This window comes from Roseivirga sp. AWQ4_251 (assembly GCF_056158225.1).
Genome location: NZ_JBSWSW010000002.1, coordinates 1,309,578 through 1,327,133, shown reverse-complemented (window position 1 = coordinate 1,327,133; position 17,556 = coordinate 1,309,578). Strand labels below are relative to the sequence as shown.

The 17,556-nt window shown below is 40.5% G+C and carries 12 protein-coding genes; 6 read left to right on the top strand and 6 right to left on the bottom strand.

Annotated elements, in window-relative coordinates:
* Positions 1 to 26: 26 nt before the first annotated feature.
* Complete coding sequence (locus ACXACJ_RS19805) at positions 27 to 1,112, bottom strand: alkene reductase (protein WP_475136161.1); 1,086 nt, start codon at positions 1,110 to 1,112, stop codon at positions 27 to 29.
* A gap of 165 nt (positions 1,113 to 1,277) precedes the next feature.
* Between ACXACJ_RS19805 and ACXACJ_RS19800 the strand changes: the two genes are divergently transcribed.
* From ACXACJ_RS19800 to ACXACJ_RS19790, 3 genes are all read left to right on the top strand, one after another.
* Positions 1,278 to 1,739: a hypothetical protein gene (locus ACXACJ_RS19800; protein ID WP_475136160.1), complete on the top strand. Its 462-nt coding sequence runs from the start codon at positions 1,278 to 1,280 to the stop codon at positions 1,737 to 1,739.
* Between the two features lie 86 nt (positions 1,740 to 1,825).
* Entirely contained in the window at positions 1,826 to 2,173 is a 348-nt protein-coding gene (locus ACXACJ_RS19795) for a PadR family transcriptional regulator (protein WP_475136159.1), read from the top strand.
* Positions 2,160 to 4,829, top strand: coding sequence for an ABC transporter permease (locus ACXACJ_RS19790; RefSeq protein ID WP_475136158.1), 2,670 nt, complete (start codon positions 2,160 to 2,162; stop codon positions 4,827 to 4,829). Before ACXACJ_RS19795 ends, ACXACJ_RS19790 begins: the two co-directional genes overlap by 14 nt.
* Positions 4,830 to 4,832: 3 nt before the next feature.
* Here the strand turns inward: ACXACJ_RS19790 and ACXACJ_RS19785 are convergent, their stop codons facing one another.
* Together ACXACJ_RS19785 and ACXACJ_RS19780 are read right to left on the bottom strand one after the other, a co-directional pair.
* Entirely contained in the window at positions 4,833 to 7,244 is a 2,412-nt protein-coding gene (locus tag ACXACJ_RS19785; protein WP_475136157.1) for a hybrid sensor histidine kinase/response regulator, read from the bottom strand.
* A 274-nt stretch (positions 7,245 to 7,518) separates the two neighbouring features.
* Entirely contained in the window at positions 7,519 to 8,442 is a 924-nt protein-coding gene (locus ACXACJ_RS19780; protein ID WP_475136156.1) for a DUF4382 domain-containing protein, read from the bottom strand.
* 333 nt (positions 8,443 to 8,775) lie between these two features.
* On the opposite strand from ACXACJ_RS19780, the gene mutS reads away from it, so the two are divergent.
* Positions 8,776 to 11,391 carry a DNA mismatch repair protein MutS gene (mutS, locus tag ACXACJ_RS19775; protein ID WP_475136155.1) on the top strand — a complete coding sequence of 872 codons (2,616 nt, stop codon included), beginning with the start codon at positions 8,776 to 8,778 and terminating at the stop codon, positions 11,389 to 11,391.
* On the opposite strand, the gene ACXACJ_RS19770 is transcribed toward mutS, so the two are convergent.
* From ACXACJ_RS19770 to ACXACJ_RS19760, 3 genes are all read right to left on the bottom strand, one after another.
* Positions 11,388 to 12,500, bottom strand: a complete 1,113-nt coding sequence (locus ACXACJ_RS19770) for a BF3164 family lipoprotein (protein WP_475136154.1) — start codon at positions 12,498 to 12,500, stop codon at positions 11,388 to 11,390. The genes mutS and ACXACJ_RS19770 overlap by 4 nt on opposite strands.
* A 158-nt stretch (positions 12,501 to 12,658) precedes the next feature.
* Positions 12,659 to 14,143, bottom strand: coding sequence for a M28 family peptidase (locus ACXACJ_RS19765; protein ID WP_475136153.1), 1,485 nt, complete (start codon positions 14,141 to 14,143; stop codon positions 12,659 to 12,661).
* 1 nt (position 14,144) lies between these two features.
* Entirely contained in the window at positions 14,145 to 15,779 is a 1,635-nt protein-coding gene (locus ACXACJ_RS19760) for a M14 family metallopeptidase (protein WP_475136152.1), read from the bottom strand.
* A 142-nt stretch (positions 15,780 to 15,921) separates the two neighbouring features.
* Between ACXACJ_RS19760 and ACXACJ_RS19755 the strand changes: the two genes are divergently transcribed.
* Positions 15,922 to 16,818 (top strand): MBL fold metallo-hydrolase, encoded by an 897-nt coding sequence (locus ACXACJ_RS19755; protein ID WP_475136151.1) that lies wholly within the window; start codon positions 15,922 to 15,924, stop codon positions 16,816 to 16,818.
* Complete coding sequence (locus ACXACJ_RS19750) at positions 16,818 to 17,555, top strand: hypothetical protein (RefSeq protein WP_475136150.1); 738 nt, start codon at positions 16,818 to 16,820, stop codon at positions 17,553 to 17,555. Before ACXACJ_RS19755 ends, ACXACJ_RS19750 begins: the two co-directional genes overlap by 1 nt.
* Position 17,556 lies beyond the last annotated feature (1 nt).

Sequence of the window (17,556 nt, the reverse complement as noted above, 5' to 3'; positions counted from 1 at the left end):
TTGAATATTTCAACTGGCCCTTTTATTTATGCTACTGTTGGGTAATCTGTATAGCCTTTTTCTCCAGGCGTATAGAACGTGCCTTGATCTGGTGCATTCAATTCATGGCCTTCCTTCAGGCGAGTTACCAAATCAGGGTTAGCCAAGAAAGGTACACCGAAAGCAACTAAATCACCTTTGTCGGCCTCTAAGTCAGCTTCGGCTCTAGCTCTATCATAGCCTCCACTTAAAATGTAAGCACCCTTAAAGTTATTTCTGATGATTTCTTTAATACGGTTGGGTACTTCAGGTGCTCCCATATGAGAATGATCAACAACATGCACATAAGCAATTCCAATTTCGCTCAGTTGTTTTATCAAGTATTCATATTGATCGTCTACCCCATCAAAAGCGCCCATGTCGTTAAAAGCACCGTAAGGTGAAATTCGAATACCTACGTGGTCTTTTCCCATAGCATCGGCAATTCCTTGAGCAATTTCGATAGCAAACCTAGAGCGATTTTCAAGGCTTCCGCCATATTCATCCGCACGATGATTGGCCTTTGGATTCAAAAATTGTTCTACCAAATAGCCATTTGCACCATGAATCTCAACGCCATCCAAGCCAGCTTCAATCGCATTTTTTGCAGCCTGAATATACTCTTGAATGGTTTGTTTCACCTCTTCAGTAGTCATTGCGGCAGGCTCAGAATAAGATAACATGCCTTGATTATCTACATAGATTTCTCCACCCAAAGGAATAGCACTTGGCGCTACTACACGGCCATTTTCTGGCAGATTATCAATATGCGTTACTCGACCAGTATGCATCAATTGCATAAAGATTTTAGAGCCTTTCGCATGAACTCTTTCCGCAATTTGTTTCCAGCTTTCGGTTTGTTCTGAGTTAAAAAGCCCAGGAATTCTAGAATACCCTGTTCCATTTGGCGAAGGCGAAACACCTTCGGTTATGATTAAACCTGCTCCTGATCTTTGCTCATAATATTCAGCCATTAGGGCATTGGCCTTACCATTCTCTACGGCTCTTGAGCGGGTCATGGGAGCCATAACCACTCTATTTTTAAGCTCAATAGAACCCAAAGAAAATGCAGTGAATAATTTACTTTCAGACATATGTTATGTGATTTGATTTAAAATGAAAGGGCAGAAGATTGCCCAGTTTTTAACCGAAGTGATTTAAAAATAATTTCAACGGAAGCAAAAAATACCGCTTACCTATAGGTAACCCCTTCCAATAGATTCATCTTATGGAGAAACCTGAAATACTTACCTTTGAATATGAACTCATACGAATCAATTCTTCAGAAACTTCATCAAGAAAAGGACAGACCCAAGAATTCATCCTGCCATGATGTACTTCAAGAAATGATCAAACTTTTTGAAGCCTTAGAAGCTAAAAAAATCAAGGCCCATGAGTTTGAAGAGCTGATCACTGAATTGCAAACTCAACTCCGCCACCCTGAGCTAAAACTGAAACAGCTGCTAAGCCTCAAAAGCCGATTTTTAATGACGCTTTCCAAAAACCACAACATCGTAACCCCAAAACACTATCAAAACATGTGGTTGGCCATTGGTATGGCAGCTTTTGGGCTTCCCATTGGATTTCTTTTCGCCATAGCCATCGACAATTTTGCTTTTTCTAGTATCGGCCTTCCGATTGGTATGCCCATAGGAATTGCCATTGGTGCTCGTTTGGATAAAAAAGCAGAAGCAGAAGGAAGGGTAATCCACTTAAAATAACCTTCTAGAACACATTTCATTTCGCATCAAATTTCATATTTGTAGAAATTGATCATTTATTCTACATTTACGAAAATTGATTATCAATGAAGGGAACTCAACTAGGTGAATTCGAAGAGCTGGTGCTTTTGGTTATTGGTGTTTTATATACCGATGCCTATGGTCTCAACATCCGCGAAGAAATCATTAGCCAAACTGGCCGAAAAGTGGCGATTGGCGCTGTGCATTCTGCCTTAAACCGTTTGGAAGACAAAGGTTTTGTGAAGTCTGAACTGGCGGCCGGAACCCATGAAAGAGGCGGCCGAAGAAAGCGAATTTTTAGCATTACCAATGCTGGGAAAAAAGCCGTGGAAAAAAACCGAGAGCTCCGCAATTCATTGTACAATCAAATTCCAGAATTGGCCTGGAAGTCTTTAGACTATGGAAAAATCTAATCCAAAAGCCAATTTCAATCCTCCTAAATGGGCTGTTAAATTTCTCTACTGGTTTTGTACCGAAGAATTGGTTGAAGAAATAGAAGGAGACCTTTTCGAATTCTACCAAGAACAAAGAAAAAGTTCGAGCAGATGGAAAGCCAATTTGGTCTATTGGTATCATTTGTTTCAATTCCTACGCCCATTTGCCTTTAAAAGAAGAAGCAAAAACTCAAACCGAATTGTCATGTTCAGAAATCATTTTACCATTGCCAGAAGGGTTATTGAGCGCAACAAGTTCTATTCATTTTTAAACCTGATGGGGCTTTCCTTGGGCGTAGCCGCAGCCCTGTTCATATTTCTATTCGTAAGAGATGAATTTTCTTACGATCGATACAACAAAGATCACGACAGAATCTTCAGAATCGTAACCGACTTTAAGTTGGGCGATCGCCAAATTCATAACCCCATTACACCCAATTTAATGGCGGCTTATATCGAAGAAACCATTCCTGAAATTGAAACTGCGGGCAGGTTGATGATCGGCAATTTCACATCGGTGGTGGATTTGGGCTCTCAGCAATATCAAATCAAAAATGCAACCTACGCTACCACTGAAATCCTTTCCATTTTCACCATTGATTTTCTTCAAGGCAATCCCAAAAACGCTCTTGACGAGCCAAAAACAGCAGTTATTTCGGAATCAATGGCAGCGCATTTGTTTCCAGGAAAAGAAGCTTTTGGACAAACCGTAACCTATAACAACACGCCATTTATCATCAAGGGCATTTTTAAAGACATGCCTGATAATGGTCACGTAAAGTTCGACTTTATGATGTCGGTTATGTATCAAGATTCAAGATATGCTGAAGACTATACTTGGATGTCGAACAATTCTTATACCTACATCAAACTGAAATCGGGAGCTTCCCCAGAAGAGGTAGAAAGGAAGATTGATGAAACCATTGCTTCACATGTAGCTCCAATCATTGAACAGACGCTTCAAGTCCCAGCCGATGAAATTCAGTCGAATGGAAATCATGCTCACTTCTACCTTCAACCATTAACTGACATTCATCTCAAATCGAATTTATCCCGAGAAATTCTACCCAACGGAAGTATCACAACGGTTCGCACAATTTCAATGATTGGCCTTATTATTTTGGTTGTGGCCTGTATCAACTTTGTGAACTTGAGCACAGCACGCGCTGCAATTCGGGGTAAAGAAGTGGGCGTAAGAAAGGTAATTGGCTCTCAAAGGCGTCAGCTGGTTAGCCAATTTCTATTTGAATCTACACTTTTTAGCGTGTTATCGGTGGCCTTTGCTGCTGTTATAGTAGCCTTAGTTTTGCCCAGCTTTAATCAATTGGCTGGAAAAGAAATCGCCCAACCTTTTGGAGGAACCCCTCCACTTTGGTTAATCATGCTCATCGGCTCCATTGTCTTAGGCCTTTTCGCAGGCGCTTATCCTGCATTTTTGCTCAGTTCTTTCAAACCGATTAAAACATTGAAAGGCCAAAACCAACTTCAAACTCATGATAGCTGGCTAAGAGGAAGCTTGGTAGTTTTTCAATTTGCCATTTCTACTGTTCTGATCATTGCCACTTTGGTTGTGAACAATCAGTTGAATTACATTTCTGAAATGGAGCTCGGCTTCAATAAAAACCAAGTGATTAAAGTCGGAATTATGGACTTGAACCGCTATCAACCCAACAGTGAAGCCTTGAAAAATAAGCTTTCGCAGCAACCCAATATTGAGTCAATTTCCTTGGGAGATTACGTGCCTGTGGCTGGAGATAGATCTGAAGTTTTTTTGAAAAGAAGAGATGATTCACAAATTGATGAAACCATCACAACTCAAGCGTGGCCCATTCAAAAGGACTATTTCAAAACTTGGGACATAGAGTTTTTGGACGGTGAAGATTTTAATTACACAAATGATTCTTCGGCTACTTTCTCCATTATTCTGAATGAAACCGCGGTAAAGGCTCTCAATTTAGCCGAACCTTTAAACTCTGCGCTCATTTTAACTTCTGGCCAAAAAAACATTGATGTTCGAGTTGTGGGTGTGGTCAAGGATTTTCACTATGCCTCAGTTCGGGAAACCATAAAACCCTTGATTTTCTATAAAGGAAGTACTCCTTGGACGCTTTCTATTCGCTTTAACGGAAAGCCTTCGGAAGCCATGGCTACTGTTCAAGAAGCTTGGCAAGAACATTCCGGAGGTCAGCCCTTTGTGGCATCACTAGTAAGTGAAGATTATAAGAACATGTATGCCAGCGAAAACAATATGAAGGTGCTTATCAATTCATTTTCAGGTTTGGCGATTGTAATTGCCATTATTGGTCTTTTCGGTTTAGCCACATTTATGGCAGAACAACGCAAAAAGGAAATGGGGATAAGGAAAATATTGGGAGCCAACAGCTTACAACTATTCTTCAATTTACTGAATAGCTTCACAAAGCTGGTATTCATTGCTTGTGTTTTGGCAATTCCTGTAGCATATTTTCTGATTAGCGGATGGCTAAATGAGTTTGTTTACCGCATAGAACCAAGCCCGCTTCTCTTTGTCGGGGCAGCGTTTTTAATGCTGGCTTTGGCTTGGGTTACGGTAAGCTATCAGTCTCTGAAGGTAACTCGAAAAAACCCAGTAGAAAACTTAAATCAGCAACATTAAATGCTAACCCTTTAAGGCTTCTTTGATGGACTGATAAAGGGATTCAATTCTCTGAATTCTCAAACCCAGTTCATCAAAGGATTCGCTATCGGCCTTTTTCTGAAGAATTTCGAGCTCCTTCACCAACACTACAGCGCTTAAATGGCGTGCTGGAGGAAGCATTTTGTGAGCTTCATTTCGTATGCTGTCTCTTATTTTAAGCTGAACCGCTTTTTTAAGGTTTTCGATACTTCGGGCCGAACTTGCTTTGAAAATGTCTACCATTTCGCTCACAAAATCCGCATCACCCATTTCTTCAAGCCCGCTTAAATCAAATTGAGGTTTCTCTTCCATTATCACAGAATTTTCTGCCTCCACTTTCTGAACATTGCGCTTTGAAGTAGAAGTTATTGCTTGGACTAATTCGAGCAGTTCATTTTCATCAAATGGCTTTCTCAAAATCTTATTAAAACCCGCCTTTAGGCTGTCTTTTCGCTCTTGTTCAGACACCGTTGCTGTTAAAGCCACCATTGGGATTTTACTATTTTCGCCCCTTCCTGCTCTGATTTGTTTTACAACTTCCCAACCCGTTAAACCAGGCATTTTCACATCCAAAATCGCAATATCAAATGCCTGAGACTGTAGAAACGCTAAAGCTTGAGTTCCATCTTTGGCTTGTTTCAACGTTACATCGTGTGAAGCAAAAATGGTTTCTAGTAATTTTAAGTTGAAAGGTTCGTCATCCGCTACCAAAATAGAAAGCCCCGACAACTGCACCTGACTGATTGAATTTTCTTCAGAAGTACCACTTTGTTTATCGCTGATTTCGTAAGGCATATGCAAAATCATTTCGGTACCCTGATTGGGTACGCTTTCAATTTTAAACTGCCCTTTATGCAATTTCACCAACATTGAAGAAATGGCTAAACCAAGTCCTGTCCCTTTCGATTGATCGCTGGTATTTGCCTGCTCAAACTCTTCGAAAATTCTAGTTTGCTTCTCTTTGGGTATGCCAATCCCTGTATCTTTTACCGACAATCGAAGCGTTACGGTTTTATCTGTGGTCATCAGCACCGAAGCACCTAACTGTACATAGCCAGAATCTGTGAACTTGATGGCGTTATGCAACAAATTCAGGAGAATTTGCCTTAACCGATGCGCATCGCCAACTACATAATGAGGGATGCCATCAAAGTTTGTTTTAACCTGAAGACCCTTTTCAGTGGCCATGTCTTCAAAAAGGCGAACAGATTCGTGTAGCAATTGCTGCAAATCAAAAGTTGATTTCTCCAAACTCACTTTATTGGCTTGTAGCTTAGAAAAATCGAGAATATCGTTCAATAAGTGGAGCAAATGATCTGAAGAGCTTTTTATGATCTGGAGCTGTTCCTTTTGTTCCTCTGAGGTTTTCGATTTGAGCAACTGGTTAGTAAAACCACTAATGGCATTCATAGGCGTGCGAATTTCGTGGCTCATATTCGCTAAGAATTTCTCTTTGGCATCGGCCAGTTCTTCAGCGTTCTTTTTGGCTTCGCGAAGGGCAGTTTGGTATTTTCTATTTCTACCTATATAATTCAGTTGGCTAATGAGTGTGATCAGTAGCAAAGCGCTTGACAATGCCGAAAATATAACGACTTCTCTGTTGGTATCGTTGGCTAGGGACTGGATGCTTTTTACATGGTTCCGCCCTTGCTTAAGCTCCTCAAACTCCAGGGTGTCAATGACGTCAATGATCTTGTCTTGAAAAACCCTCGACTCCCTCTCCAAATAGGCGAGTTCATATCGTAATTCTGAATCTTTTTCTGCACTTTCTTCTTTGGCCTTAGCCAGTTCTTCCATGATTTCATTCTGTAATAATTCTGATTGTGTAGGTTTAGAGGTGGTATCCACAGGCTTCTTTTTCTTGAAAATCCTTTTTAAGAATCCTCTTTTCTCCTCTTCTTCGGAAACCGTATCCGCTTCGGCCATTACCTTCGGAATTTCCTCAATTCTTTTGGTAAGGTCGTCCAAAGTATTGGCTAGCAAATCGGAGCTAACCGCGCCTAAAGTGGTTTGAACTTTTGCCCTCTCTTTAATGAAATAAGACAACGAATCGCACAAACGCATTAGTTCCGGGTCTTTATAACGACTCTTCAACGAATCAATCAAATATTGACTGTTGTCTAGAGATTCGTTGAAATCCCTCATGCTCTCTGCTCTTAAATCGCTGCGGTATGTGTCTATTTCTCGTTCCATTTCATTTACCAAGAAGGAAACTTCCTTCAGAATCAATAAATTATAATTTGGCTCAGCATTTTGCTGAAGCTCATCCACCATATTATCCAGCCTCTGGTAGGCTTTAAATCCAGCAATGGAAATAACTACGGTGAGAATTATCAATGCAAAATTGACAATCCAAGCTAGGGTGAGTCGCTTATTGAATTTGAAATGGGTCATTTACGGACTAACGTTAAAAAAGTCAGATATTGAAAAAAAATCGACCTTAACGGTTTACCGTAAATTTAACCCAATTGCGCTCTTTATGTTTAGAACCACGGGAAGAAAAGCAAACGTGCTTCTGTTCCCATGGGGTTAAGGTAAGGACGTTAATCCTCGATATTCCTTAAGGGAAACCTCGCAATGAGATTCCCCTTTAGTAGTTGAGCCCAAAGGTTGATTGGAAGCTTCGGGCTCTGTGCTAGTTTTAGCCTTGCTAAAACCTTAAGACATTCTAGTTGAATAAGTCAACCCACAAACTGGTTACTGCATTAGCTTTTACTTTGAAGATGTCTGTCAATTCTCCATCGATCGAAACTTCTACATGTGTAGCGGTTTGAAAATCATAAGAATCGTCAGTTTCACTTTCGCCATAAGTAGCCACAATTAGCTCATAATCACCTTCTGGCATAAAGGCTAAAGTAAAGTTTCCGTTTGCATCAGTAATTGCACTGTTAATAGCACCTTCGAATCTTGCGCTACCATCAGCTGGCTCATTCATTTCCGAATCGCTATAAGTACCTTCCAAATAAGCATAAACTACTACTCTATCGGCACCTTGCATATCTTCATCATCTACCGAACCTTCAATCATTCCGGTTTCGGTTTTGGTAATTAATCGAGCGGTTGGTCTTAAGTTATATTCACCATTTCCTCTTTTAACCAAAGCTTTTCTTAAGTCTACATCTACCACAACCTGAGTCATTCCATTGGCTGTAATATCAAAGTCTCCATTCACTTTATATCCTGAAGTTGATCCACTTGGCACTTTAATTTCTTGTGTAGTACCATCTTTAAATTCTACATAAGCCTGAGAAGCCGAATTCAAGATTAGTCGAACTCCATCGTAAGAACCTTCGTCCAAATCGGTTTCACCAAGCAAGATGGTTTCACCGTTTTGATAACTCATAAGGTTAAATTCCTTTGGCGAATCGAACATGATTGAATTTTTGATTTGTCCGTCTGCCATAAATTGTGCTTCCTGAACCGAAAGGAAAACACCGCTAATATTTTCTGCATCTACTGCTGCATCCGTAGCCTCTAATCGAGCCATTCCTTTTCCGCCTTCCATATCTGAAGAGGAACTGTCGTCACAGCTTGTGAGCATTAAAGCTGGAACTAAAGCAACTGTTGCGATAAGTGATTTTAGATTTTTCATAACTCTACTCTTTGTTTTGTTTAGATGCCTTCCCTTAATGAGAAAAACTTGCCGAAAGCATAAAAACTGCTGTAGAGCTCCAGAAACAAAGATTCAGGTTCAAGACCAAAGCCCTGATTCTGTCAAAGCGAGAAAAGTATTTTCATTTTGAAAAAGAGGCGGAAGAAACTAATTGATTAGTTTTTTGCCAAACTGGGCAAACGCAAAGAAACTTTCTTGATTTATACTGAAAGAATTTCACCGAACTCTGCAATTCAATAGTTTTGCTTCTTATAAATAGAAAGCCCTAGTGTATTTTTCTATTTTTGAAGAAGCTTAAAATCAACCTCATTTATGGCCAAGGCTAAATTCAAAGAAGTAAAAGAAACACCATTAATGAAGCAGTATAACGCCATTAAGGCGAAGCACCCGGGTGCGCTTTTACTGTTTCGTGTGGGCGACTTTTATGAAACCTTTGGCGAAGATGCCATCAAGGCCAGCAAAGTGTTGGACATTGTGCTAACCAAAAGAGCGAATGGTTCGGCAAGCCATATAGAATTGGCTGGTTTTCCACACCATTCTCTGGACAGCTACTTGCCAAAATTGGTAAGGGCAGGAAATCGAGTGGCTATTTGCGATCAGCTGGAAGACCCTAAATCGGTAAAAGGCATTGTAAAAAGAGGCGTAACGGAACTGGTTACTCCAGGCCTTTCTTTCAACGATAACGTGTTGGATAGAAAGCGAAACAACTATTTAGCTTCTCTCTTCTTCGAAAAAGATCAGGTGGGTATCGCTTTTCTCGATCTTTCTACTGGCGAATTTTTAACCGCGCAAGGTTCTAAAGATTACATCGATAAGCTGATTCAAAGCCTAAATCCTTCGGAATTCATTTTCAGGAAATCGGACAAAGAAGCTTTTTATTCAAAGTTTACCGATGCTCATAACACTTACCATATTGATGATTGGGTTTATGCCTACGATTATACTTATGAAAGGCTAACCAGCCATTTTGAAACCTCAAACCTAAAAGGCTTCGGGGTCGAAAGTATGAGCTTAGGTATTATTGCAGCCGGTGCGGTTCTCTATTATTTGGAAGAAACTGAGCATAAAGAGGTAAAGCATATCGCGGCCATTAGCCGAATTGAAGAAGACAAATACGTTTGGCTCGATAAGTTCACCATTCGCAATCTTGAGTTGGTTTACCCTCAACAAGAAGGCGGGGTTCCTTTGATTGAAGTGCTTGATCAAACTTTTACTCCCATGGGTAGCCGTTTGATGAAACGCTGGATGGTTTTGCCTTTGAAAGAAAAAAGCAGAATTGAAGAAAGACTTTCTATCGTAGATTCTTTTAGTGAAAATGCCGAACTCCGCGATCAGATTTGCAATCACCTGAAAGCCATTGGTGATTTGGAAAGGCTGATTTCTAAAGTAGCGGTAGGCAGAATTAACCCACGCGAAATGAATCAACTTCGCAAGGCATTGGAAAACATTCTACCCATTCAAGGTTATTTGGCCAATTCTGGGCACAAAGCACTTCAGTCGCTTGCCGACCAGCTCAATCCATGCGAAAAGCTTTTGCAACGCATTAAAGAAGAATTGAAAGAAGATGCTCCAATGTTGGTTCATCAGGGAGGAATTGTATGCGATGGCGTTCATGATGAGCTAGACGAACTGCGCAAAATAGCCTATTCTGGAAAGGACTTTTTGCTTCAAATCCAGCAAAGGGAAACTGCTAAAACTGGCATTTCTTCCCTTAAAATCGCTTACAACAAGGTTTTCGGTTACTACCTAGAAGTCACCAATTCTCATAAAGACAAGGTTCCTGCGGAATGGATTCGAAAGCAGACTTTGGTGAATGCCGAGCGCTATATCACTGAAGAACTGAAAACATACGAGGATAAAATTCTGACTGCCGAGGATAAAATCCATGTTATTGAACAGCAAGTTTTCAACGAGCTTGTGGCTTTTTCTTCGGAATATACGGCTCAAGTTCAGCAAAACGCTAGGGTTGTGGCTATGCTGGATTGCCTTATTTCCTTCGCTACGGTAGCCCAAATCAACCATTACTGCCGACCTCAAATCAATGATAAAATGATCATTGACATTCAGGAAGGCCGCCATCCGGTAATTGAAAAGCAATTGCCTGTTGGGGAAACATACGTTCCGAACGATGTTTTTCTGGACGATCAAACGCATCAGATATTAATCATTACCGGACCTAACATGGCGGGTAAATCGGCTTTGCTTCGCCAAACCGCCTTGATTGTTCTCATGGCACAAATGGGTTGTTATGTTCCTGCCTCAGCGGCTACTTTGGGCATTACCGATAAAGTATTTACCCGCGTGGGAGCCAGCGATAACCTTTCCAAAGGCGAGTCTACTTTTATGGTAGAAATGACCGAAACGGCCAGCATTCTTAACAATTTGAGCGATCGTAGCTTGGTTTTAATGGATGAAATCGGTCGTGGAACCAGTACTTACGATGGTATTTCAATTGCTTGGTCTATTGTAGAATACCTCCACAATCACGATAAATTCAAGCCTAAAACGCTTTTTGCAACTCATTACCACGAATTGAATCAACTTCAGGAGGACTTTCCTGCCATTAAGAACTTTAATGTTTCTGTAAAGGAAGTCGGTAACAAGGTGATTTTTATGCGAAAGTTAAAAGAAGGCGGCAGCGAGCATAGTTTTGGTATCCATGTAGCGCAAATGGCCGGAATGCCAAACCCTGTTGTGATTCGGGCGGCAGAAATTATGCACCACCTTGAAAAGGATAAAATCAGAAACCAGAATGAGGACAAGCTGAAAGAAATGCCTAAAAACAACTACCAGCTTAATCTTTTCGAGGCCGATCCTACTTTTAATGAAATCAAAGAGATTCTGGAAAATCTGGATATCAATACCATTTCACCCGTAGAAGCATTACTCAAGCTGAATGAGATTAAAGGGAAGTTGAAGAAGCCTTAGTTTAGTTTATACCTAAAAATATAATCCTCGACATCTAGCTTGACAAAGTACAGATACGAATCATCTGGAGTGACGGTAAAGTATATAAAGGCATTCGGTGGTAATATTATTCTCGTTTTTGGCTTACCGTTCCAATCAAATCTATGAATTTCAGGCTCATTGAATAGAACCCTAGTTGGAGGTGAGCCTTCACTAAATTCATAGACCCGTTCACTGTAAAGTGCGTAGATACTTTTGTCAGACACTTCAACATTCCCGTAATAGTTATACAAAGGCAAACTATTTATACTTTTCTTTTGGTCAACTTCTATGTTCTTAATCTGTTCATTTTTTGGGCTGAAGTATATATCCTTGAATTTTTGATCTTTGAATTGATAAATCCTAATCTGTGGGAAATAGCGGTAGGCAATCGCGGCTTTAGTTCTATCTATATTTGAGTTATAAGTGTTTAGGTAAAGTACAGAAGATGCTGTTGTAGGAACTTCAGGACGATTATTTGGGAACTCGAGAACATCTGCCATTTGGCTATTGTTCATATTATACGTGACAAAATGTTTGTTAGAAAACAATATGCTTCCTATTAATAAGCTATCGCCAAGCACATTAGCCCCTCCTAATTGAACTAATTCATCTGGAATCCTCCAAGTTTCCATTAACCTAACATCGGCTGATGAAATGTGCTTTTTATCTCCCCCTATTTCATATTTCCTTAATCTTTTTAAGTCACCCACAAAAAGGCCATCATCAAATACGGAAATACTACTTTGTTGAATCTGTTCAAACTCTAGATCTAATGGCCCTTGTCCGGAAAACCCAAACCCGCCTTGATACTCACCTGTGGTCATGTCAAAAACTCTAAAAAGGGTGTCCTTTTTACTGCTTTCATACACGATTATGTGATTTCTTGTAGATACAAGTCTGTTTACTCTGAATAAATCTGAAGGGGTTTTAATGGAGTCTACTCCAATACTAGAAGTAAGGTCAATGGTCTCTGGAAAAGATTCTGCATTTACGGAAACAAGATCGTCATTCTCTTCTGATCCTTGACAACACGTTAAAATGAAGAAGGGGATAAAAACGGCCTTCTTTAAAAAATCGATTTTTGCCATGTGAGTTTTACTTCAAAGTCTTGAAAGCTTTTTTTACTGTAAACAATAACGGGGGCTTCAAACAATTAAATATAAATAAAGAAAATTTATATTTAACACAAAAGACCAACTCAGAAGTGTCTGAATTGGCCTTTTGTAATCTTTCTTTTGGTAAAGGTTTACTCCTTTCCATAGAGTTCTTTTCCCGAATCATAATATTTATCCCCTTCTACCCAAAAAGGAGCTTCTGGTGCATTACCAATTAGACGCGATGCTAATACATAACTGCTGAAAAACTTGAATAAATAATCATAATCCACGGTTTCTGGATTATCGCCAGCCTGGTGATAGTATTTCAAAACATCGCCTTCAAAAGCAGTAAAACCAAGGCTATAAGTTGGCGCTGGTATTCCCTTTCTAGCAAAACTCACATTGTCCGATCTATCAAACAAACCTTGCTCACCTGCAGGATCGTCAATAGCCGTTAGGCCGTAAGCCTCATTTGCTTCTTTAATTAAAGGTGCAGCGGTAGTTCTTTCAAGCCCAACAATGGTTGAGATAGTCGTATCATTATATCCAGCATTATCGCTATTCCAGCAAAACACGATTTCGTTATTAGGAATTACAGGGTGATCGGCCATCCAACGGCTGCCTAAAAGTCCCTTTTCTTCTCCGGTGTAAAGCACAAAATATGCTGAGCGTTTCATCGGATATTTGCCAATATTTTCAGCAGCTGAAAGTACAGTTACCGTTCCAATGGCGTTATCTCGGGTTCCGTTGTAAATAGAATCGCCAGCCTCGTTAGGAGTGCCAATACCCACATGATCGTAATGAGCTGAAAACATAATGAATTCATTCTTCAGTTCAGGATCGGTGCCCTCTACCATCGCTACAATATTTTTGTCGCCAGTGAGTTCGTTGATCATTCCCTCAAGATTGATGGTAGCGGTTTTTATGCTTTTGGTCATCATAAACCTTTGGGTGGCATTGTCGGCATCTTTAAGCCAAAGCTGTGGAATAATCTTGCCTTCATCTCCATCGGCATCTATGCTGATGTTGGTTCCGCTAAATCGCGAAGCCACTTGCTGAAAAGGAACTGGCAGGTTATAGAACTCAACTATACCTGCTGCACCATGATCAACGGCTAGCTGATATTTTTTTCTGCTCAAGTTCATTACCTGACGAAGATTGGTCATTTCGCCATCGCCAATTTTAGCGAACACGATTTTGCCCTTAACATCCTTGCCTTCATAATCGGCTTCTAAAGCGTAGTTCAAGAAAACGATCTGGCCTTCAAATGTTCCACTTTGGCCTTCGAGGGTTAGTAAATCGGTGTTCAGCTCAAAACTTTTACCTGAGAAATCCAATGTGGCTGCAGTAGGCGCACTTTTCTTTCTGAGAGGTACGGCCTGAAAATAGCCATCGGCTCCCGGAACAGGTTTGGCTCCGTAAGCCTTTAGCTGATCCGCTATATAATCTGCCGCTTTCAAAATTTCTGGTGAACCGGTATTTCTACCTTTCATTTCATCAGAAGCCAAAAAATAGACATGCTCTTTTATGGTCTCTTTTTTTACGGTAGCATCCGTTTTTTCCTTTTCGGTTTTAGGGCCACAAGCCGAAATAAGCAAGGCTGAAGCCAACAAGGGGAATAGGCTTTTCTTCATCTTATTTCAATTCAAAATATTTGAAAATAGGATATTCAACCGCTTGGTTTTCAATGCCGTTTTTCTGGAAGTACTCGTCAAAGAAATTCCAAGTCACAAGTCCATCATCTGATTCAGCTTCCAACATATAGAAAATCAAATTGGCCAGCGGCTGAGCCAAATCCACCCAATAATCTCCTTTTTTAAAGCGTTTGGTAGTATTTTCAAAAGTACCTTCTACCGTGGCCATGTTATGCTTTTCGAAGGGTCGGTCAGCAAGTTCAAGTTTAGTGGCTTTGTAAACCTGACCCGTAGCGCGAACGTTTTTCTCAAGCTTAGTCACTTTAACACCGTTGTTCATCAAATGCTCTGCAATGTGAGCGAACTCGGCAGGAATAATATAGCCTTTTGGCAAAATGGCCGATGCGGTTGGCGTAAACGCACTGTAGTTTACCACATTAGGTAATTCAATAATTTCAGGCTCTCTCAAATAGCGTTTTCCAGGTCTGTTACCTTCAGTTTCTTCATAAACAATGTGGTTATAAAGACGGTAGCCATCTATTTTTTCCTCCATTGGCGTCATTTCGAAGCGAACACCTTTACTGACTTTTCCGCCTTGTTCTTTTACCAATTGAATGGCGGCAGCTTCAGCTTCAGCATTTACTTTCAACATTTCTTTGCCGTGCTTATTGGTGAATTCTAGAATTTCTCTCACAAAAGCATGCGTAGAATTGATTCGCTGATAAAGTCTTTCATGAGCAAAAGCTTCACTCAAAATTGCCATTCGGTTTCTTAAACCAAATTGATTTACCAAATACCTTGGGTGGTGATTGTAAGTGTAAATGGATTTGATTGGCCAGCCATCTCTTTGTGGATAGAAATAACCGTAAGGGCCAAAATATATATCGTCCTTCTTTTTAACCTGATCGGTAATCTCTGGCAAAATCTTGTCCCAAGTATAATCGAAAGGTGCTTTTTCACCTGCCGTGTGGTAGCTTGGCGCCCAAGTGATGGAGTAACCATGCCAAACACCATTGGTAGTGTGCAAGTCAACGAAAAGCGCTGGATCCCATGGCACAATAATATTCTGAATAAGGCCTTGTGTTTCTATCGCCTCTTGCTTCATTCCATCGCGGTTCAAGTCCCAACCTTGGCTGTTGGCTCTGATTCCCACTTCTTTAGGACTATCTTCTTGTGAAGGTCTTCGTCCAGCTTCCATTTTATCGTTGGAATCGGTATTGTAAATAGGAACGAAAAGAATGATTTGGTTATCCAACAAGTAGCCTTTGTCGCCATGAAGAATTTCGCGAAGCATAATTTGAACCGCTTCTTTTCCTTCTACTTCGCCAGAGTGAATATTGCCTTGAATGTAAATAATTGGTTTGCCGCTAGCTTTGGCTTCTTCAGGAGTACTGATTTTCGGACTAGCCAAAACCAACACGGGAATATCTTTTCCTTCCAAACTAGTACCCATCGAAATTCGGGTCACTTTATCAGAGCCTTTGGTTACAGCATCTATGAAATTGATCACATCGGCATAAGTCGATGTTTTTTCATATTGACTAAGTTCTGGAGTGGTTAATAAAGATTTTGGCAGTTCTTGAGCACGAAGTGCAAGGCTCAAACATGCAAGTGATAAAAAGTATATACGCCTCATAAATTTAGGGTTAGGGAAGGTGAAAATACCAAAATCTATTTGTTATGAAGTCATCAGGAAATCCGTTCGGCCACGCTTTTATATAGGCGGTACAGTCTTAAATACTCGGACTTTATAACTTCAATACACTATTGACCTTAAAATGAACAGACGCACCTTTGTTAAAAGCAGCAGTTTGGCTGTGGGAATTGGCGCCTCAACAGGCTATTCTTTTCTCAATTTTTTACTGAATCCTCAGAGTTATCAAATCAGTCCGTTAAGAAATAACGTGGGGATTTTTACCGAACAGGGCGGAACCATTGGGTGGATGATTTCTGACGAAGGCGTGGTGGTTGTGGATACTCAGTTTGAAGCTCCTGCCCAGCACATGATTGCCGAAATCAAAAAACACTGGTCAAAACCCATCGATTTGCTGATCAACACGCACCATCATGGCGATCACACTTCTGGAAATATTGCTTTTAAAGGCATGATTAACCAATTGGTAGCGCATGAAAATTCTAAAACCAATCAAAAAAAGGTTGCTAAGGATTTAAATAGCGTTCTGTTGCCAGACACTACCTACCAATCGGGGCAATGGAGCCAAAAGGTAGGCAATGAAACCATGACGCTCCGTTATTTTGGGCCTGGCCACACCGATGGAGATTCTGTAGTTCACTTCGAAAACGCTAATGTGGTTCATATGGGCGATTTACTTTTCAATCGCAGACCTCCATATATCGATAAATCGGCAGGTGCCAATATTGCCAATTGGATGTTGGTTTTAGAACAAACTTATAAGACATTTGCGGCCGATACGCTTTTCGTGTATGGCCATTCTGGAGAAGGGTACAAAATCCAAGGAACAAGAGATGATTTAAAGGCTTTCAGCAATTATCTGGAGAAATCTTTGGCTTATGTAAAAAAGGGAATTGAGGCAGGAAAAAGTAAGGAAGAACTGGCCAAAACCGAAATTATTCCCGGAGCCCCAGAATGGAAGGGCAACCAATCAAGAACTATAGAAGCTACCTATACGGAGCTTTTTGAAGAGACTAAATAATGTTGAAAAAACTTATCATTCCGATAGTATTGCTATTCGCCTTCCCTAAATATGGGGAGGGTGATGGCAAGGATATATTGGAAAAAATGCATGATCGCTACGCTGGAAAATGGTACAAAACCTTGAGTTTTGAACAGCAAACTACTCGCTACAATGATGAAGGAGAAGTGGTGAGCGATGATGTTTGGTACGAAGCCCTTTTGATGCCCGATAAACTCTGCATCAAATTCAACGACATGGATCAAGGCAATGGCATGCTTTTCAGAAGCAACTCGCTTTACTATATGCAGGAAGGTGAAATTGCCAATTCGCGCCCAATGATTCACCCTTTATTGTTGCTCGGCTTTTCCGTTTACGACCAGCCCGTTATTAAAACCGAAAGTGCTCTAAAGGCCTTAGGTTTTGATTTGAGCAAAGCCCACGAAAAAACTTACGAGGGCAAAGAAATTTACGTAATTGGGGCTGAAGAAGGAGACGAAACCAGCAACCAATTCTGGATTGAAAAAGACAGAATGCTCTTTATCAAAGTGGTTCAGAATTTTGGTGAAGGAAGAATTCAAACCGTGAATTTTGAAAACTATCAACAGGTAGACGGTGGCTGGGTAGCTACTAGAGTTGAGTTTTTCAATAAGGATAGGCTGAAGATTTTAGAAGTTTACAGCAACATTAAAACGCCAAGGCTGAAGGAAAAAATGTTTAGCCCAGAAGCCTTCAAAAAAGCCGACTGGATTCCATAAT